At 68.5% G+C, this 19,277-nt stretch carries 16 protein-coding genes; 12 read left to right on the top strand and 4 right to left on the bottom strand.

The window, feature by feature from the left end; genetic code table 11:
* Positions 1 to 83: 83 nt before the first annotated feature.
* On the top strand, positions 84 to 458 hold the full coding sequence (locus ACFSXZ_RS15365; protein ID WP_378266471.1) for a BlaI/MecI/CopY family transcriptional regulator: 375 nt from the start codon (positions 84 to 86) through the stop codon (positions 456 to 458).
* 151 nt (positions 459 to 609) lie between these two features.
* Here ACFSXZ_RS15365 and ACFSXZ_RS15360 read toward each other — a convergent pair whose 3' ends face one another.
* Both ACFSXZ_RS15360 and ACFSXZ_RS15355 read right to left on the bottom strand, forming a co-directional pair.
* The gene (locus tag ACFSXZ_RS15360; protein WP_378265669.1) at positions 610 to 1,005 is read right to left on the bottom strand and encodes a hypothetical protein; all 396 of its coding nucleotides are present in this window, start codon (positions 1,003 to 1,005) and stop codon (positions 610 to 612) included.
* Positions 998 to 1,363 carry a hypothetical protein gene (locus tag ACFSXZ_RS15355; protein WP_378265667.1) on the bottom strand — a complete coding sequence of 122 codons (366 nt, stop codon included), beginning with the start codon at positions 1,361 to 1,363 and terminating at the stop codon, positions 998 to 1,000. The genes ACFSXZ_RS15360 and ACFSXZ_RS15355 overlap by 8 nt, the downstream gene beginning before the upstream one ends.
* 439 nt (positions 1,364 to 1,802) lie before the next feature.
* Between ACFSXZ_RS15355 and lanKC the strand changes: the two genes are divergently transcribed.
* From lanKC to ACFSXZ_RS15310, 9 genes are all read left to right on the top strand, one after another.
* Positions 1,803 to 4,367: a class III lanthionine synthetase LanKC gene (lanKC, locus tag ACFSXZ_RS15350; protein ID WP_378265666.1), complete on the top strand. Its 2,565-nt coding sequence runs from the start codon at positions 1,803 to 1,805 to the stop codon at positions 4,365 to 4,367.
* Between the two features lie 23 nt (positions 4,368 to 4,390).
* Positions 4,391 to 4,546 (top strand): SapB/AmfS family lanthipeptide, encoded by a 156-nt coding sequence (locus tag ACFSXZ_RS15345; protein ID WP_378265663.1) that lies wholly within the window; start codon positions 4,391 to 4,393, stop codon positions 4,544 to 4,546.
* 136 nt (positions 4,547 to 4,682) lie between these two features.
* A complete protein-coding gene (locus ACFSXZ_RS15340) occupies positions 4,683 to 6,407 on the top strand; it encodes an ABC transporter ATP-binding protein (protein WP_378265661.1) in 1,725 nt (574 codons plus the stop codon).
* 47 nt (positions 6,408 to 6,454) lie between these two features.
* Positions 6,455 to 8,098, top strand: coding sequence for an ABC transporter ATP-binding protein (locus ACFSXZ_RS15335; protein WP_378266470.1), 1,644 nt, complete (start codon positions 6,455 to 6,457; stop codon positions 8,096 to 8,098).
* A 153-nt stretch (positions 8,099 to 8,251) separates the two neighbouring features.
* Positions 8,252 to 9,901 (top strand): thiamine pyrophosphate-binding protein, encoded by a 1,650-nt coding sequence (locus ACFSXZ_RS15330; protein ID WP_378266469.1) that lies wholly within the window; start codon positions 8,252 to 8,254, stop codon positions 9,899 to 9,901.
* Between the two features lie 198 nt (positions 9,902 to 10,099).
* Positions 10,100 to 10,303, top strand: coding sequence for a cold-shock protein (locus ACFSXZ_RS15325; protein ID WP_378265659.1), 204 nt, complete (start codon positions 10,100 to 10,102; stop codon positions 10,301 to 10,303).
* 231 nt (positions 10,304 to 10,534) lie between these two features.
* The gene (locus ACFSXZ_RS15320) at positions 10,535 to 11,923 is read left to right on the top strand and encodes a hypothetical protein (protein ID WP_378265657.1); all 1,389 of its coding nucleotides are present in this window, start codon (positions 10,535 to 10,537) and stop codon (positions 11,921 to 11,923) included.
* Positions 11,923 to 12,885, top strand: coding sequence for a glutamate ABC transporter substrate-binding protein (locus ACFSXZ_RS15315; RefSeq protein WP_378265655.1), 963 nt, complete (start codon positions 11,923 to 11,925; stop codon positions 12,883 to 12,885). Before ACFSXZ_RS15320 ends, ACFSXZ_RS15315 begins: the two co-directional genes overlap by 1 nt.
* A 78-nt stretch (positions 12,886 to 12,963) precedes the next feature.
* A complete protein-coding gene (locus tag ACFSXZ_RS15310) occupies positions 12,964 to 15,402 on the top strand; it encodes a serine/threonine-protein kinase (RefSeq protein ID WP_378265653.1) in 2,439 nt (812 codons plus the stop codon).
* 3 nt (positions 15,403 to 15,405) lie between these two features.
* On the opposite strand, the gene ACFSXZ_RS15305 is transcribed toward ACFSXZ_RS15310, so the two are convergent.
* Positions 15,406 to 15,885 (bottom strand): PaaI family thioesterase, encoded by a 480-nt coding sequence (locus ACFSXZ_RS15305; RefSeq protein ID WP_378266468.1) that lies wholly within the window; start codon positions 15,883 to 15,885, stop codon positions 15,406 to 15,408.
* A 235-nt stretch (positions 15,886 to 16,120) separates the two neighbouring features.
* Here ACFSXZ_RS15305 and ACFSXZ_RS15300 point away from each other — a divergent pair, with 235 nt between their 5' ends.
* Positions 16,121 to 17,473 (top strand): MFS transporter, encoded by a 1,353-nt coding sequence (locus ACFSXZ_RS15300; protein WP_378265651.1) that lies wholly within the window; start codon positions 16,121 to 16,123, stop codon positions 17,471 to 17,473.
* Positions 17,474 to 17,598: 125 nt separating this feature from the next.
* Positions 17,599 to 17,736: a hypothetical protein gene (locus tag ACFSXZ_RS15295; RefSeq protein WP_378265649.1), complete on the top strand. Its 138-nt coding sequence runs from the start codon at positions 17,599 to 17,601 to the stop codon at positions 17,734 to 17,736.
* A 55-nt stretch (positions 17,737 to 17,791) separates the two neighbouring features.
* Here ACFSXZ_RS15295 and ACFSXZ_RS15290 read toward each other — a convergent pair whose 3' ends face one another.
* Complete coding sequence (locus tag ACFSXZ_RS15290) at positions 17,792 to 19,036, bottom strand: L,D-transpeptidase (protein WP_378266467.1); 1,245 nt, start codon at positions 19,034 to 19,036, stop codon at positions 17,792 to 17,794.
* Between the last annotated feature and the right edge of the window lie 241 nt (positions 19,037 to 19,277).

Here is a 19,277-nt window from a genome sequence, read left to right as displayed (position 1 = left end):
CAGGGCCCCCGCTTCGCGTATCCGAATGGCGCGCGGGAAATCGGAACATCCTTTAGGATTCAACCGTGACGACGGGAAGAGGGGTGCCCGCCGGTCGACTGGGTGATCTTGAGCGCGCCGTTATGGACGTACTGTGGGCGCGCGGTGAACCGGCGACCGTGCGGGCCGTGCACGACGACTTGGCCGATCGTAATCTCGCCTATACCACGGTAATGACGGTACTCGCCCGGTTGGCCGAAAAGGATGTCGTGCGGCGTACACGGTCCGGGCGAGCATGGTGGTACCTGCCCAAAGTGGGCAAGGCGGAGTATGTGGCCGAATTGATGCTGAACGCCCTCGAGTTGACCGGCGACAGGGCTCCGGCGCTCGCCCGTTTCGCGAAGTCGGTGAGCCTGGCCGAGGCCGAGGCCCTGCGGCAGGCGCTCGCTGACCAGGCCAAGGCGCGGCACTCCCGGTAACCACCGAGCGCGCCGTTTTGTCCGCTAGCGTGGCGGCAGGGCGTCTGCATGTCCGATGTGAGGTACAGGGCTGAGGTACGCCCTGTCGACACGCTCGCGGGGCGCGCAGGGCCGTGGGGAAAGAGGTCACCCGGCCTGACCTTCGCCGCGGTTACGACGGGGTGGTCCGCCTCAGCCAGAACAGTCCGATCACGGGCAGCACGAGCGGGATGAACAGATAGCCCTCTCCGTAGACCGACCACACCGTCGCCTGTGGGAAGGCCGCCCGGTCGAACACGCTCAGCGTGCCGATGGTCAGCACGCCGAGGAGCTCGACGGTGCACGCCCCCACCGCCACGCGCCACCAGGCCCGTCCAGCCCGGGCCAGCGCCACGGTCGCGACGACGTAGACGACCGCGGAAAACGCCGAAAGCGCATACGCCAGCGGTGCTTCGTGGAACTTCGTCGCGATCTGCACACCTGCCCGCGAGGTGGCGGCGAGTGCGAAGATCCCGTACACGGCGACCAGCACACGTCCAGGCCCCGAGGCCGTCTTCCGTTCACGCATGAGCCCCGCTCCAGATCTGGTACAGCCGCAGCACCATCACCGGGATCGCCAGGCAGGTGATGCCGAGCACGACGGTGCTCGACCGGCTTCGTTCGGCCAGCGCCCACACGGTGCCCACCGGGAGAACCACGAGCGAGCCGATCAGGTACGCCAGGTAGGTCGCGAGGCTGCCCGGATGGTGCCCGGCGACGAGCAGTGCCACGCCGACGCCGAGCTGGACGACGAGGAGCACCTCCACCACCGCGAGGCCGGCCAGCAGGGGGCGCGTCGGTTCACGGCCCCGTGCCGCGAGCACGAAACTCCACACGGCGACCAGTAGTGAGCCCAGTGCCACCACCGCCGAAAAACCAGGAATCACCGTTCCTCCGATGGCAGCGCAATTTACGTACTACTTATTGTAGTATAGGTGATGTCCGCGCCGGCCCTTACGGCGAGGGGGCCGTTCGGGCGCTTGACTTGACCCGTTCAGCCGTTTCTGTCAAGATCGACAGGAACGAAACTTACCGACTCGATAGTGGTTGGTTGGTGGCGGCAACCGCGCGTAGACCTATTCTTACAACTCGCTGACGTGCGAGTTTCGTTCTCTTTGATTTTAAACTCGGTCGATCGAGTGGTCATCTTCGTGCCCCGGGCAGACTCAGAGTTTGGGTACCCGGCGGTAGCGGGTGTTTTTACCGACCCTGATCAGCCCAGCGGAATCCCTGAATTGGCGGATGGAACCGGCGCCGGGAAATGTGAACAAATATCGGCGGGCCACACGCCGAGAGCATCCGATTAGCCGGGGGGAGGGAACCGCGATGGATCTTCGCTACGAGGAGTTCTGCTTCGCCGACCCGCTGTTCTTCGACCTGCAGCGCAAGCCCGAGCACGCCGGCGACGAGTTCGCCACGAGGTTGCCCACGCCCCCGGAGGGCTGGGTCGCCCTCGACAAGGGAGTCTGGCGGCATCTGCAGCCGCCGGCGGCCGCATTGCCCGGTCAGGGTTGGAAGATCCACGTTTCCGCGACCATGGACAGCGCCGAGCGTGTGCTGGCCGCGGTCTGGACCTATTGCGTGGAGCACGGCGTGCCGTTCAAGCACCTGCGGACCAAGGGAATCCTGCTCTCCCGCAACGCGAAGTACGCGGCACGGGATGCCAGCGGCAAGCTCGTCACCATTTATCCGAGTGACAACAAGGCGCTGGAGCGGATCCTGGCCGACCTTTCGGCGGTGCTTCGAGGCGAGCCCGGGCCGTATATTCTGAGCGATCTTCGCTACGGCGACGGGCCGCTTTATGTGCGGTACGGCGGGTTCGCCGAGCAATGGGTCGAATCCGACGGCGCCCGCGTACTGGCGATCCGTGACGGCGAGGGCAACCTGGTCCCCGACCGGCGCGGCCCGAAGTTCGAGGTGCCGGACTGGGAGGTTCTTCCCGAATGCCTGCTTCCGCACCTCGAGGCGCGGAAGAACGGTGACCCCGGCCAGTTTCCCTACCGGGTCGATTCCGCCGTGCACTTCTCCAACGGCGGTGGCGTGTACCTCGCCACCCGGCTGGCCGACGGCAAGGAACTGGTGCTGAAGGAGGCCCGGCCGCACGCCGGCCTCGACCGCGACCACGTCGACGCGGTGGCCCGGCTGCGGCGGGAGTACGAGACCCTCCGCCGGCTGGACGGCATCCCCGGCATACCGGCGGTGTACGACCTGTTCACGGTGTGGGAGCACACCTTCGTCGCGATGGAACGGGTCTCGGGGATCCAGCTCGGTTCCTGGCTCGCGCAGAACTATCCCCTCGTCCGCCGTGAACCGGACGCCGACGCCGTCGCTCGCTACACGCGGCGCGCGCTCGCGCTCGTCGGCGAGATCGAGCGGATGGTCAAGGCCATCCACGACCGGGGCATCGTGTTCGGCGACCTGCACCAGCTCAACATCCTCGTCGACGAGGACGACCGCGTGTCCTTGATCGACTTCGAGCTTGCCTTCGAAGCGGGCGGACCCGGCAGGCCCGCGCTCGGCGCGCCCGGTTTCCGTGCTCCCGCCGACCGGGACGACTTCGAGATCGACGACTACGCGCTCGCCGCGCTCCGGTTGTGGATCTTCCTGCCGCTCACCACGCTGCTCGAGTTCGCCCCCGGGAAACTGCCCGGACTGGTCGAATCGGTTCGCCGGCGTTTCGGCCTCGGCCACGACTACGCCGACAGCGTGCTCGACGTGCTCACCCCGCGGCGCGGCGCTCCGCCGGTCTTCTCCAGCGAGCTGGACAAGCCGGAACCGGACTGGGCGCAGGTGCGGAAGTCGATCGCGACCGCGATCCTCGCCAGCGCCACCCCCGAGCGCGATGACCGGCTCTTCCCCGGTGATCCCGAGCAGTTCACCGTGGGCGGCGCCTGTTTCGGCGTCGGCGCCGCGGGGGTGCTGTACGCGCTGGACGTCACGGGCGAAGGCCGGTTCCCCGAACACGAGCGCTGGCTGCTCGCCCATCTCCGCCGGGAACCGTTGCACCGCCCCGGTTTCTACGACGGCGCGCACGGCATCGCCTACGTGCTGGAGAGCTTCGGGTACCACGAGGAAGCCGGCGAGCTGATCAAGGGATCCACCCGGCTCGTGGACCAGACCAACGATCACAGCCTGGACACCGGTCTCTCCGGCGTCGGCCTCAACCTGTTGCACTTCGCGACCACCCGCCACGACCACACGTTCGCCGAAGGCGCGATGAAGATCGCCACCCGGCTCGCGGGAACCCTTCCGAACGCCGCGCCGCCCGGCGATTACGGGCGGGCGGGCCTGCTCAGCGGCTGGTCCGGACCGGCCTTGCTGTTCATCCGGTTGTTCGAGCACACCAAGGACGAGGACTGGCTGGATCTCGCGGACCGTGCCCTCGCCAGGGACCTCGAAGAATGCGTCGAGACCGACGACGGCTCGCTCCAGGTTCGCGACGGCGACGCCCGCACGCTGCCCTACGTCCGCGTCGGCAGCGCCGGAGTCGCGATGGTCGCCGAACAACTCGCGGCGCACCGGCCGGACGCGGAAAGTGTGGCCGGACTCCCCGGGCTCCGCTCCGCCTGCGTGGGTGAGTTCGTCGCCCATCCCGGTCTGACGCTCGGCCGCGCCGGGTTGATGGTCGCGCTCGCGATGGGCAGGCACCGCGGTCGCGACGAGGAGGCCGAGCGCCTGATCGCGCTGCACCTGTCCCGCCTGGCCTGGCACGCGATGCCCTACGGCGGTGGCACGGCCTTCCCCGGCAACCAGCTCGCCCGGTTGTCCATGGACTACGCCACCGGTGGCGCCGGCGTCCTCGCCGCGCTCGCCATGACGCTCGACGGCACCGCCGCCCTGCCGTTCTTCGGCGGCCCCCAGACCCCGGTCACCCCGGACCGGTGGATGTAACACCACCTAGGAAGGAACACGAAATGGAACTGGTTCTCGACCTGCAGGCCATGGACGCCCCGTCGGGTCACGGCGGCGGCGGTGGCGGCAGCACGACCGCGAGCAACGCGAGCCTGCTGCTCCCCTGCAGCCACAGCACCGTCTCCTTGCTGGCGTGCCAGCAGCGCGCCGAGGACTGACAAGTCTGAGGTGCTGAGGTAGTGCGGCGGGAGCGGCGCAGGCCAAGTGCGCCGCTCCCGCTCTCATCGTGACAGGAACCTCACGAACCCGACAGAGCCTGGGAAGTGAACCCGGGTCGGAACCGAGGGAAGGCCGATGTCCAACCCGGGGGAGGCCCTGCTGGTCGACGCGCTCAAGCGGGATCGCGCGCGCGTCGGGCTGCTCCTGCTGTGCACGGCGGTGTCCACCGCCGCCGGCCTGGTGCTCCCGGGTGCGCTGGCGGCCGCCGTCGACTCGGCCATCGCCGGAGCGCTGAGCTGGCCCAAGGTGGCCTGGTTCTTCGCCGTCGGGGCGGGTGAAATCGCCACGAGCGTGCTCACCGTGCTCCTCACCGCGACCACGACGGCCGCGGCCAGCGCCTGGTTGCGCCGCAGACTCGCCGACCGGCTGCTCGCCCTGGGGTCCCGATCCGACTTCGCCGCGGGCGACGCGCTGAGCAGGCTCACCGGTGACTGCGCGAACGCCGGAGCGATCGCCCCGACCCTCATGCAACTCGGTTCGGCAGTGGTCTTCTCGGTCGGCGCGGTCGCGCTGCTGACCGCGCTGGACTGGCGGCTGGCCGTGGTCTTCGTCGCCAGCGTGCCCGTGGCGTTGGTCATCGCGCGGTCCCACATGCGGTTCACCGCGGACGATGTCCTTGCGTATCAACGGGTTTCGGGAGAGCTGTCCGCGCGGCTCCTCGACGCCCTCCGCGGCCTGCGCACGATCGCGGCGTCCGGTACCGCCGACCGTGAGACCCGTCGGGTGCTGGAGCCGCTGCCGCGCCTGGGCGCGGCGGGCACCGGGATATGGCGTACGCAGGCCAAGATGGTGTGGCGGGCCGCCTTGCTGCTTCCCGCGGTCGAGGTCACCGTGCTCTTGGCGGCCGGCTTCGGCGTGCAGGCGGGGCGCCTCAGCGCCGGGCAGGTGCTCGCCGCGCTCGGTTACGTCGCGCTCGGCATGACGCTGGTGAGCCGTATTCCCCTGCTCACCACGCTGGCGCGGATCTCTTCCTGCGCGCGACGGATCGCGGAGGTCCTCGACGCGTGGGCGCCCGGCCCCGGCACACGAGGGGTGCCGCCGGGGCCGGGCACCGTGGAACTCTGGGGCGTCACCGTTCCCGGCGCGCTCGACGGGGTCGACCTCATCGTCCCCGGTGGGAGTTCCGTCGCCGTGGTAGGCCGGTCGGGTTCCGGCAAGTCGGTATTGCTGGCCGTGCTGGGTGGGCTTCAGGCGCCGGAACGAGGGCAGGTTCTGCTCGACGGCGTCCCGATCGGTGAGCTTTACGCGGATGAGTTGCACGCCGCGATCGCCTATGCCTTCGAGCGCCCGGCCTTGCTGGGGACCACCGTCGCCGACGCGGTTTCGTACGGCACGGTGGCCGACGACGACGAGGTGGCCGCCGCGTGCCGGGCCGCGCAGGTTCACGACCTGGTCGTCCGCCTTCCCGACGGCTACCACAACGCTCTGCGGGAGACACCGCTTTCCGGCGGCGAGGCACAGCGGCTCGGCCTCGCGCGCGCGATCGTCCGAAGGCCGAGGGTGCTGATCACCGACGACGCGACCGCGAGCCTGGACACGGTCACGGAGTCCATAGTGGACAGTGCCGTCCGGGGGGCCGCCGCCACCCGGGTGTCGGTGACGCACCGGGCCGTCACGGCCGGCCGGGCGGATCTGGTGGCCTGGCTGGACAACGGGCGCATACGGGCACTCGCCCCCCACGCGGTGCTGTGGGCCGACCCGGATTACCGGGCGGTGTTCGAGGGTGCCGACGACGGCGAGATCCCGGCGATGCGGACCGACCACGAGTGGGTGTCCCGCGGAACACAGGAGAAGGTGTGAGCGTGTACTGGGCGACGCTCGCGACGCGGTGGCGCGGCTGTCTGGCCATGCTCGGCTGCTCGGTGCTCGAAGGAGCACCGGCCTTCTTCTCCGGCAGACTCGTGGAACTGGCTGTGGACAAGGGTTTCGCGGCGGGCCGGGCCGTCGTCGGCGCCGGTTACCTCGGTGCGTTCGCCCTGGTGGCACTGGCCGGTGCGGTCGGGTCGCGGCTGGTGTGGCGGCTGCTCGCGGACATCGTGGAACCGATGCGGGACGCGCTGGTCACCGCGGTCGTGCGGGGCGTGCTGAACGATCCGTCGCCGCCACGCAACGCGCCGGACGCCAGCGGTGTCGCGCGGATCACCCAGCACGTCGAAATCGTCCGCGATGCCACCGGGGGCCTGCTCGTGCAGGCGCGCGGGATGGTCGTGACGACGGCGGGTGCGCTGGCCGGCCTGTTCACCGTGGCCGGTTCGCTGGCGTGGTTGGTCGCTGTTCCGGTGGTGATCTCGATCGCGCTGTTCGCCTGCCTTCTTCCCTCACTCGCGCGCCGGCAGCGGACGGTCACGCTGGCCGACGAGGCGACCGCGGAGGTGGCGGGCTCGGTACTCACCGGCATCCGCGATGTGGCCGCCTGCGGCGCCGAAGCCGTGGCCGCACGGACTTTGCACGGGTCCGTGACCAGACAGGAACAGGCCGCGGCGAGCATGGCCAACGCGAGCGCGCTGCGCACTCTGATCGTCGCGGTGGGCGGCTTCGCGCCGTTGCTGCTGGTGCTGATCGTCGCGCCGGGCATGGTGGTCGCGGGCCGGATGACCGCGGGCGCCGCGCTCGGTTCGCTCATCTACCTCGCCGGCTCGCTCCAACCCGCGTTGCAGGGACTGGCCGCGACGGCGAGCACCGTCGTGCTGCGGCTGATGGTCGCGCTCCGCAGGCTCGCCGAGGTGACGCCGGTGCCGCCCGAGCGTTCCGGCGACCGCGATCCGTCCGGCGAGACGATCACGGTGCGGGGCCTGACGTTCGGCTGGAGCGAGCACGCCGAACCGATCGTGCGTGGCCTGGACCTGACGCTGAACCCGGGTGATCACCTCGCGGTGGTGGGCCCGAGCGGGATCGGAAAGTCCACCCTGACCGCGCTGCTGACCGGTCTCGTGCCGCCACGAGAAGGGAAAGTGCTGATCGGCGGCGTTCCGGTGGATCAGGTACGGCCTTCGGCGTTGCACCGGTTGGTCGCGCTCGTCCCCCAGGAGACCTACGTGTTCGCGGGCACGGTCAGGGAGAATCTCGCCCTGTTCACGCCCGGGGCCACCGACGCGCAGTTGACCGCCGCCGTGCGAGCGGTGCACGCCGAGGACCTGGTGGCCCGGCTCGGCGGCCTCGATGGTGACCTCGGTCACGACGTGCTTTCGGCGGGCGAAGCGCAACTGCTCGGGCTCGCGCGCGTGTATGCCGGCCCGGCGCGCGTGATCATCCTCGACGAGGCCACGTCGAACCTCGACCCCGTCGCGGAGGTCCTTGCCGAACGCGCTTTCACCGCGAGAGGCGGTGTCCTGGTGGTCATCGCGCATCGCCTGTCGGCGGCCTTGCGAGCGAACCGCGTGCTCGTCATGGACGGGCGGGCGACCCTGCTCGGCGACCACTCGACGCTGCTGCGCGAATCGCCACGGTACGCGGCGCTGGTGAACGCGTGGACCGATCCCGTCGCGGCTTAGCTGCCAACGGAAGCGCGCCCGTTCACCCCGCCCGTCACCCCCGACGCCCACCACCACCCTCAACGGACGCGCTCGGCGCGACGGGCCGTTCCTCCATGACGGATATCGCGAAGCCGCTTGACCGGCACGACGAGCGTTTGATTATCTTGTGTCATCGGGCATGAGGAGAATCGGACCGTCGCGGAGGTCGCGGTCCGGGTATTGGTAGAAGCAGGGGTGCGGCGTGCTTACACCGTGCCCGGAGACTCGTTTCTCGAATTTCTCGACGCCTGCCAGTTCGCCCCCAAGATGACCCTGGTCATGGCCCGGCACGAGGCCGCGGCCGCGTTCATGGCCGAGGCCGACGGGAAACTGCGTGACATCCCCGCGCTGGTGCTGGCCACCCGGGGGCCGGGCGCGATGAACCTGATGGCCGGTGTGCACACCGCGTACGAGGACGAGACCCCGTTGCTCGTCATGCTCGCCGCCCGGCCCTCGCTGAACCTGCGCGGCGGCCTGACCGGCGAACCCGACGCGATCGAAATGTTTCGGCCCTACGCCAAGTGGGCCGCCCGAGCCGAGTCGGCCACCGACGTCCCGGACCTGATCGCCGAGGCGCTGGAAGAGGCGCAGACGGGCCGGCGCGGACCGGCCGTGCTTTCGATCCCCGCGGACTACTGGGTCGCCCCGTTCGACGGACCGCTTCCCGTGCCCGATCTTTCCCCGGACCGCTCCGGCGCCTTGCTGCGCTCCGCGGACGAGGTCGCCGCCCTGCTGTCGGACGCTCGCTTCCCCGTCGCGATCGCCGGCAGCCGCGCGCGCCCCGCGCGCGAGGAACTGATCGCCGTCGCGGACAAGCTCGGGCTCGCCGTCTACAACGCTTTCCGCAGGCAGGATGCCTTCCCGGAGAACCACGCCCGGTACGCGGGCCATCTGGGTATCGGAATCCCGCAGCGGCAACTCGACGCGCTCGACCGCGCGGATCTGGTGCTGTCCATCGGCGCTCGGCTCGACGAGGTCACCACCCAGAACTACCGCTACCCGCTGCCGACGCAGACCCTGGTGATGATCGGTACCGGCTTCGATCAGACCTGGCGAAGCGGGTTGACCTTCCGCGTCGAGTGCGAGATCGAGCCGTTCCTGCGTGAGCTGTGCGCGGTCGCCGAGCCGCGCGCGCGGCGCAGTTCGGCGGCGAACGCGGTCACGCACACCTTCATGACGCCGCCGGACACTCGCGGCAGCGCGCTCATCCACCCGGCGGACGTGGTCCGCGCGGTGCGCAAGGTCGTGCCGGAGAACACCGTGGTCACCAGTGACTCGTGCAACTTCGCCGGTTTCGTGCAGCGCTACTGGTGCTTCACCGAGCCCAAGACGCAGCTCGGCCCGGCCAACCGCGCGCTCGGCTACGCGGTACCCGCCGCGGTCGCCGCGAAGCTCGCCGCGCCGAAGACCACGGTGGTCGCGATGGTCGCGGACAGCAGCATGATGATGACGGGCCAGGAGATCGAGACCGCGGTCCGGTACCGGACCCCGGTCATCGTGGTCGTGGTGCAGAACGGCCTCTACGGCGATATGGCGATGCATCAGGCGCGCGCGCACGGCCGGTTGTCCGGTGTTTCGTTCCCGGTGGTGGATTTCGCTTCCTGGGCGCGTTCGGTGGGCGCGGCGGGCTACACCGTCGAATCGCCCGAACAGCTCGAACCCACGATCGCCCGTGCCCTGCACCATCAGCGGCCGAGCGTGATCGACGTGCGGACCGACACCGACGTGATCAGCCCCGACGTCCGTCTTTCGTCCCTTTTCCAGGCGAATCGTTCGAGCTGAGGCCCGGTGGTGTGGCGCCCGGCGGAGATCTGTGATGTACTGAGGTCGGTCTGAAGCTTTTGTGTTCGTGCTAGTTCACGCTCGCAAGACTACGCGGGCGTAGTGGTTTCCCATCGGGAGAGCAAACCGTCTCGCATCCGACCCGGAGCGCCGGAGTGGCGTTTCCGTTGTGTTTGCAGTATTTGGAGAATATTTTTGATGACCCAGGGCACCGTGAAGTGGTTCAACTCCGAGAAGGGGTTCGGATTCATCACTCCCGACAACGGCGGCGGCGACGTCTTCGTGCACTACTCGGAAATCCAGGGCAACGGCTTCCGTAGCCTGGAAGAGAACGCTCGCGTGGAGTTCGAGATCGGCCAGGGCCAGAAGGGCCCGCAGGCCACCTCGGTCAGCGTGATCTGAGAGCTTGCACTCCGGTGCCCCCGGCCTCGAGGCCGGGGGCACCGTCATGTCCGGGTCCGATCGTGCCGGGCGAAGCGGAATGACACATATCAATAACGCCTTCGCCGCACCGGCCGTCACCCGGACAGCCGCATCGCGCCTACCAGCGACGTTTCCGTCCGGGAGCCGTTGGCTCGCTCAGGTGACTCGGATACCTTCATGCGAGTGGTGACCGGGCGAGGGGTGGAAGCTATGACGAGTACCGTGATGCGTCCGACGACGCCGCCGAGCGGCCCCGTCCCGGAATCTCCGGTTCCCGCCCCGCCGCCGGAAACCACGCGATCCGGGCTCGCCGGTCTGCTCGAACTCCCGGCGACCGTGGTGCGCGGCGTGATCCGGTCCGCGCGGACCACGCCGGGCCTGCTCACCGTCCTCGCCGTCGGACTCGTGGTCGCGACCCTGCTCACCGGTCTGGTCGGCACCGTCATGGTCCAGCAGCGGAGCAGCACGACCGAAGACCTGATCAGCCACCGCGAGCCGTTGACCGCCGCCGCGCAGGAGGTCTACCGCTCGCTGTCGGACGCGGACGCGACGGCGGCCATCGCGTTCCTGATCACCGGCAACCCGCCGCCCGAGTTGCGCATCCGCTACGACCAGGACATCGCCCGCGCCGGCTCGGCGCTGGCGAAGGCGGCTTCCGACGCGACCGGCGACGCGGAGACCAAGGTGACCGCCATCAGCCAGCAGTTGCCCGTCTACACCGGACTGGTCGAGACGGCCAGGGCCAACAACCGCCTGGGCTACCCGGTCGGCGCTTCCTACCTGCAGGAGGCGTCGAACCTGATGCGCGCCACGATCCTTCCCGTCGCCGCGGACCTCTACAAAATCGATACCGCGCAGCTGGAAGCGCAGCAGGCCGACGCCGGTGGCGTTCCGTGGCTGACCGTGGTGCTGCTGTGCCTTTCGCTGGCCGCGCTGGTCGCCACGCAGGTGTATCTGACCCGCCGCACGAACCGGTTGCTCAACATCGGCCTGGTCGTGGCGACCGGCGCGATGGCACTGGTGCTGTTGTGGGGGTCGATCGCGCTGGTGGTGCAGGGCACCCTGGTCGGCAGTGGGCAGGACGACGGAAGTCATCCGGTCGACGTGCTCGTCCGTGCTCGCGCCGCCGCCGTGCAGGCCCGTGCCGACGAGACCATGACCCTGGTCGCCCGCGGTGCCGGCGCGGAATACGAGACGAACTTCCAGCAGGTGGCACCGGTGTTCACCGGCCTGCTGGGCGAGGCGAAGGGCCTGGTCGGTGGTGACGCGGGCGCGCAGGTGGACACCGCGATCACCAACGCGGACAAGTGGTTGGCCACCCACAAGGATCTGCGCGAGAAGGACGACGGGGGTGCCTACGTCGACGCCGTCAAGGAGGCCGTCGACCAGACGCTGCCGAGCAATGCCGCGACCTTCTTCGCCAACCTCGACACCGCGCTGGGCAAGGCGATCGACGACGGGCGGCAGGCGTTCGTCGACAAGACCAATGCCGCCGGGCAAATGTTGATCTTCCTGGCTCCCGGGGTGGCGGTGCTCGCCGTGGTCGCCGCGGGCGGAGTGACCATCGGAATCCGGGACCGCCTGAGGGAGTACCGCTGATGAGACGATCCTCGCGAAGACTCGGCGCGCTGCTCGCGGTGGTGCTGATGGTCATCGCCGGATGCGCCGGGCAGCGCGCCCCCGTCGATCCGGCACCCGTAAGCGACGTGCGGGAGCCGATGCCCGCGAACGTCGGGGGCGCGGACCCCAGCGGTGGCGGCCCGGGTTCGTCCGGATGCGATCTTCGCAGCCTGGCGCCGAACCCGTCGATCCCCTCCGGTTCGACGATGGCCGCCATCAAGCAGCGCGGCCGGCTCATCGCGGGAGTGGACCAGACGACCTACCTGTTCGGGTTTCTCAATCCGGGCACCGGCCAGTTCGAGGGCTTCGACATCGACATCGTGAAGCAGATCGCGAACGCGCTCTTCGGCGACTGGCACGACCACGTGCAGTGGAAGGCGATCCCGTCGTCGGCGCGCGAAGACGTGCTGGTCAACAACCAGGTGGACGTCGTGGTCCGGACCTACAGCATCACCTGCGACAGGTTGAAGAAGATCGACTTCTCGTCGCCGTACTACGTGGCGGGCCAGCGTGTGCTGGTCGAGCGCGACACCGGCGTCAACGGGCTCGGGGATCTCCGGGGCAAGCGCGTGTGCGCCGCCGCGGACTCGACATCGTTGAAAACGCTTTCCCAGTCGTCGGCGCGACCCGTGCCGGTCTCGGTGAAGAACTGGTCGGACTGCCTGGTGATGCTCCAGCAGGGGCAGGTCGACGCGGTGTCGACCGATGACGTGATCCTGGCGGGCATGGCCAGACAGGACCCGAATCTCGAGGTGGTCGGTGACCGGTTCACCCAGGAGAACTACGGTGTGGGCATACCCCGAGGTCACGAGGACATGGTGCGTTACGTCAACTCCGTGCTCGACACCGTCCGCGGCGGCGCCGCGTGGCGGGACAGTTACAACACCTGGCTACTGCCGCTGCTCGGGCCGGCCGCCCCGCCACAGGTGGCGTACCAGTAGTGAGCGTGACTCGATGACCAAGACCCGGACGCCGGAACGGCGTCACGTTCGCCTGCGGTCGATGTAGGAGACAAGGCCATGCCGGAACAGCCACAGCAACCACGGCACGAACCGATTTCCGGTCGGCTGGATGAAGAAGCGCGCGCCGGCAACGGCGCCGAACCGCAACTGACCAGCGTGTTGTCCGCGCCGACACCGCAGACGCGCAGCATCATGCCGCCGAAGCAACCGCCGCGGCAGCAGAGCGTGGAACTGCCCGATCCGGGCACCGAAAGCGTCCTGCCGGAGAGCAGCAGCGGCACGGGACCGGGCACCGGCCCGGGCACGGGGCCAGGCACCGGTCCCGGGACCGGAACCGGCTTCGGGACCGGAACCGGCTTCGGGACCGGAACCGGCTTCGGGACCGGCGCGGGCACCGGGACGGGCGCTTTCCCCGGTACCTCCAGGCGAAGCGGACGGCGCTCCTCCCGCCGCGGCAGGCTGGGCGTCGGCCTGGTCGACGTGCCGCCGGTGCCCTACCGTGACCCGGCGTCCGCGGTGCTCACGAATCCGGTGGTGTCGGAGGAGAAACGCTTCTGCGGCAACTGTTCGTCCAAGGTCGGCCGCGGAGGCTCGGGCCCGGAAGGCACCTGCGAACAGTGCGGAACGCCCTACTCGTTCACGCCGAAGCTGCACCGGGGCGATCTCGTCGGCGGGCAGTACGAGGTGCTGGGCGCGCTCGCCTACGGCGGCATGGGGTGGATCTACCTCGCGCAGGACCACAACGTCAACGACCGCTGGGTCGTCCTCAAAGGACTGATCGACACCGGGGACGCCACCGCGATGGCGGCGGCGGTGAACGAGACGCGCTTCCTCGCCGAGGTCGAGCACCCGAACATCGTCAAGATCTACAACTTCGTGCAGCACCCCGATCCCCGGACCGGCCATTCGGTCGGCTACATCGTGATGGAGTACATCGGCGGCCAGTCGCTGCGGCAGATCGCGCTGGAGCACCACCGCAGGACCGGCCGTCCGGAGCCGTTGCCGATCGGCCAGGTCATCGCCTACGGGCTGGAGATCCTGCCCGCGCTCGGTTACCTGCACAGCCAGAACCTGCTCTACTGCGATCTCAAGCCGGACAACGTCATCCAGACGCACGAACAACTGAAGCTCATCGACATGGGCGCGGTGCGCCGCATGGACGACTACTCCAGCCCGTTGTTCTTCACCACCGGTTACGCCGCACCGGAACTCGCGCGCCAGGGCGCCTCGGTCGCCTCCGACCTCTACACGGTCGGGCGCACGCTGGCCGTGCTGAGCTTCGAGTTCAACGGTTACACCACCAAGTACAAGGAACAGCTGCCGAGCCCGGACGACGTGCCGCTGTTCAAGCTTTTCGGTTCCTACCACCGGTTCCTCAAGCGGGCGACCCATCGCGACCCCGACCGCCGGTTCATCACCGCCGAGGACATGGCCGACCAGCTCGCCGGTGTGCTGCGCGAAATCCTGGCTCTGGGCACCAGGAAACCGCGGCCCGGAGTGTCCACTGTGTTCGGTCCGGAGGCCAACGCCTTCGGGGTGGACATCGTGGTGCCGGAGCCCGGCAAGCCGGTGCCGCTGCCGGACGCGGTCGAGGTGGTGGCGGGCCTGCCGATTCCCCAGGTCGACACCAGCGATCCCGGCGCCGGCGTGCTCGCGACCACCACGGTGCTCGATCCGCGCGGTGCCGTCGACGCGCTGGCGAACGCGCCCCGGCAGTCGATCGAAGTGCGCCTGCGCATCGTGCGGGCGCGCGTCGAACTCGGCGAGCTCGCGGAGGCGAACCGTCAGTTGCAGGCCGCGCAGTACCTCGCCATCCGCGCCGGTTACCCGCACGACTGGCGGATCGACTGGCACCGCGGCCTGATCGAGCTCGCGGGCGGGCGCCAGCGCGTCGCGCAGGTGGCCTTCGAGGCGGTGTACGACGATCTGCCCGGCGAGATCGCGCCCAAACTCGCCCTCGCGGTGAGCGCGGAAGGCGTCGGCGACTACTTCACCGCTTCACGGCTCTACGAACTGGTGTGGCGCACCGACCGGTCCTACGTCAGCGCGGCTTTCGGGCTGGCGCGGGTATATCTGGCGCAAGGCGCGCGGACGAGCGCGGTCGAAGTGCTGGAGTCGGTGCCCTCGTCCTCGACCCACTACGTGGCGGCGCAGGTCGCGGCGATCAAGATCAGGACCAGCGCGACCGCGAACGCCACGCTCTCCGAAGGGGATCTGGCGGACGCGAGCGTCCGGCTGGAACGGCTGGCCCTCGACGCGGAGCGTCGCACCCGGTTGTCCGCCGAGGTCCTCGAAGCCGCGTTCGAGTGGGTGCGCGCCGCACCGGAGGGACACCGCTCGGAAACGAGGGTGCTCGGCTGCAGTCTGTCCGAACGGGACATCCGCTTCGGACTGGAACGCTGTTACCGGGCGTTGGCCCGCCTGGCGGGAACCGAAGGCGATCGCATCGCCTTGGTCGACCGCGCGAACGCGATCCGTCCGCGCACGCTCACCTGAGGCTCAAGGGTTTATGTCCCATTTGGACTCACGGGTGGTGCTACGGAATCGTTGCAGCGCGTCGGCGTAACCGTGCGTGGTGAAGTGCTCGAAGCCGACCTGGACGAACAGCGCGCGTGCGCGGACGGCGACCTGGCCGTCCGCTGAGCCCAGCCTGCCTTCGGCACTCACGTAGATCTTGCGGCCGGCCACGCCGTCCAGCCTCGCCGCGATGTACAACGTGGTACCGACGGGAACCGGGCGCACGAAGTCCGTCTCCAGCTTGCCGGTGACGGCGGGCTTGCGGAGCAGGTTTCCCACCGTGGAGCCGAGCGCCTCGTCGAAGGCGCAGGCCAGAAGTCCGCCGTGGGCAAGGCCGGGCGCGCCCTGATGTGCTTCGGTGACGGTGAACCGAGAGTGCACGACCATGTGCTCGCCCACCGTGGTCCGCATGTGCAGCCCGCTTTCCACGTCACCGCAACCGAAGCACTGGTCGTAGTGCATATCCAGTTCGGTGCCGGGGCCGGGGGCGTCCGGATGCGGCGTCACCGTCTCGGTCTCGACCGGTGGCCATGGGGGCCGGTCCCGCTGCCGTTCTTCACTCACCGCCACACGCTACATCGGACAGACATGCTGTTCGAAGAGACAAGAACCACGATAACCGCGAGAATTACTTGCCAACACCACTATGGTCCGAACCTTGAGTGCTGACACGTAACTGAAGAGGAGGTCGGGGCAGATGACGGAACCAGCAGCTCAGACAAGGGAAGTCGACCCCAGAACGGTCAAACGTGCGGTCCTCGCCTCCGCAATGGGTAACGCTACAGAATGGTTCGACTACGGGGTGTTCACCTCGGGTGCGATCGCCACGAGTATCGGCACCGTCTTCTTTCCCGGCGGCGGCAGCACGGCGGTGCTCAAATCCCTCGCGCTGGTCGCGATCGGTTTCGTGGTGCGGCCTTTCGGTGGCGCGTTCTTCGGGCCGCTCGGTGACAAGATCGGCCGTCAGCGGGTGCTGGCGCTGACCATCCTGCTGATGTCCGGCTGTACCTTCCTGGTCGGCTGCGTGCCGACGTACTCGTCGATCGGGTTCGCGGCTCCGGTCCTGGTGGTGCTGCTGCGGCTGATCCAGGGTTTCTCCACCGGTGGCGAGTACGGCGGCGCGGCGACGTTCATCGCCGAGTACGCGCCGACGAAGCGTCGCGGATTCTGGGGAAGCTTCCTGGAGTTCGGCACGCTCGCCGGTTACGTCCTCGGCAACATCGTCGTGCTGGCGGTGACCCTGTCGTTCTCCGCGGACCAGGTGGAGAGCTGGGCTTGGCGGATCCCGTTCTTCATCGCGTTGCCGCTGGGCCTGATCGGTCTCTACCTCCGGACGAAACTGGAGGACACGCCTGAGTTCAAGCGGCTCGAGGCGGCGGGCGAGAAGGCCGAGAAGGCACCGCTCGGCGAGACGCTGGCCCGCAACTGGCGCATGATCCTCAACCTGGTCGGCATCGTGTTGTTGCTGAACATCGCCGACTACATGTTGCTGACCACCATGCCGACGTACTTCACGGACACGTTGAAGATCAACGACAACACCTCCACGATGATCATCATCGGCGTGGAACTGGTGCAGATGGCGCTGATCGCGCCACTGGGCGCGCTGTCCGACCGGATCGGCCGGAAACCGATGCTGCTCACCGCGGCCATCGGCTTCCTGGTGGTGAGCTACCCGGCGATCAAGCTGATGCAGAGCGGGAGCCTCGCCTTGCTGATCCTCGGGTTCGGCGCGGTGGCGTTGTTGCTGTTGCTGATGCTCGCGGTCATCGGGTCGACGTTCCCGGCGATGTTCCCCACCCGCGTCCGCTACGGATCGTTCGCCATCGGTTACAACGTGTCGACGTCGTTGTTCGGTGGCACCTGCGGCGTGATCGTCACCGCGTTGATCCACTCCACCGGCAACGAGGACTGGCCCGCGTTCTACCTGATGATCGCCGCGGTGATCGCGATCGTGCCGATCATGCTCATTCCGGAGACCGCACGGGTGCCCATCGCCCAAGTCGAACAGGAGAAGGTCGTGACGAGCCCGGTCGTCGCGGAGGGCTGATTTCGGCGAGTGTGCCCCGGCTCACGTGAGCCGGGGCACTATCCGCATTGAACTCGCCTCCACGGCCACGGCAAGATGATGCCCCGGCAAGTCAATGACGACCAGAGGAAGGAGGACGGGAGAAAATGACGGAACCGATCGACACCGAGGCCATGGCCGAGGCGGCGCGACTGCTGGATGACCAGACCCAGCAGATGATGCCCATTCCGGTATGGCTGAGCGACACGGAGAGCCGGGAGAACACGACCGAGCCCACGCGGTAGTGCCTTCTCGCCGCGGGCAAGGCGGCGAGAAGGCACTCTGGATCGGCCTGGCGGTTCAGCCGGCCAGGGCCGAAAGCTTGGTCCAGTTCTCCCAGCTGTAGGTCCAGTCGGCATAGTCGCCGTCGGCAGCCGAAAGCTGCACGCTGCTGCCCACGATTTCGACGGGGTCGCCCAAGAGTGCGCCGTCGTAGTACTCCTTCGCGCGCGCCGGTGAGAGATTCACGCAGCCGTGCGAAACGTTCTGGCTGCCCTGTGCCCAGACCGACGCGGCCAGGCCGTGGATGAACACGCCGTCGTTGGAGAGCCGCGTGGCCCACGGCACGTTCACGTCGTGGTAGTTGTAGCGCGGGTTGCTCATGGAGAACGTCGGGTGCTTCTCCATGACCACGTACGTGCCGCTGGGCGTGACGCGGCCCGGGTCCGAGTCGAGCCCGAAGCTGGCCGGGTAGTCGGCGATCTGCTGGCCGTCGCGGATCACCTGGATGTGGTGCGTGCGGGTGTCGCCCTTGACGATCTCCGAACGGCCGATCGTGAACGCGGAGGTCATGTCTTCCTGGCCATAGGCGCCGTTGCCGAAGCGCGCGCCGTAGATGTTCGCGTTGACCTTCACCGTGGTGTTGGGCTGGAAGTAGTCCTTCGGCCGCCAGTGCACCCGCGTGTCGGACAGCCACGCCCAGGAGCCGTCGGTCTTCGGCGTGGTCTCCACCGACAGGTGCCGCTCGACTTCCGCCTTGTCGGCGACCGGACTGCTGAAGGTGAGCGCGATCGGCATCGCGATGCCGTAGGTCTGGTCGTCACCGACGTTGAGACTGGCGGAGATCTGCTTCCTCGGCGTCACCGTGGTGAAGGCCCCGGCGATTTCGACAGGCTTGTTGTCCGTACCGGTCGCCGTGCCGTGCCAGGTGTAGGTCTTGCCGTAGCCGAGCGGCTCGGTGGTGGACCAGCTCAGCTTGTCGGCGGCGAGTTGGCCGTTGACGGTGCCGCCGTCGGGTTTGGTGAGCGTGACGTTGTCGATCTTGCCGTCGCTCACGGTGACCTTGACGGGGTCCGCGGGCCCGATCGCGGTCGCGCCGTTCGCCGGCTGGGTGACGAACTTGGCCGGCTGCGCCGAAGTCGCGGCCTGGCCGCCGCCGTTCGGCGGCATCGGCGTCGGTGTCGTGGTGGTGGTTGACCCACTGCTGCAGGCGCTTGTCCCCAAAACCGCGGCCAGTGCGATGCCGACCACAGTGGCTCGCGTTCGCCGCGCGATCCCGTGCTTGATCACGTCGTCCCTACCCCTTCGTCCCCACATGCCCCACATGACGCCTGCCACGCCCCCGTCGTTGAGCCCCAATAGAGTGACAGAGGTCACGTTCTATATAGCAAGATGAACGTTACAGAGGCACAACATCATCCTATCGGGTTGCGGGAGCGATCTTCGGAGAAGCGCTGTACGACGTTTCGGTGACATCGGGGAACGGTCGTCGCGGGGGGTTCAGATTTCGCGAGATCCCGGTAGGCTGCGTCGTAGGCCGTCGTTTTGCGTGTTCGTGGCTTCACAC

Source organism: Amycolatopsis pigmentata, from assembly GCF_042684065.1.
GTDB classification, from domain to species: domain Bacteria; phylum Actinomycetota; class Actinomycetes; order Mycobacteriales; family Pseudonocardiaceae; genus Amycolatopsis_E; species Amycolatopsis_E pigmentata.
Note: the sequence above shows the minus strand (reverse complement) of the source record. Positions and strands in the feature narration are given on the sequence as shown.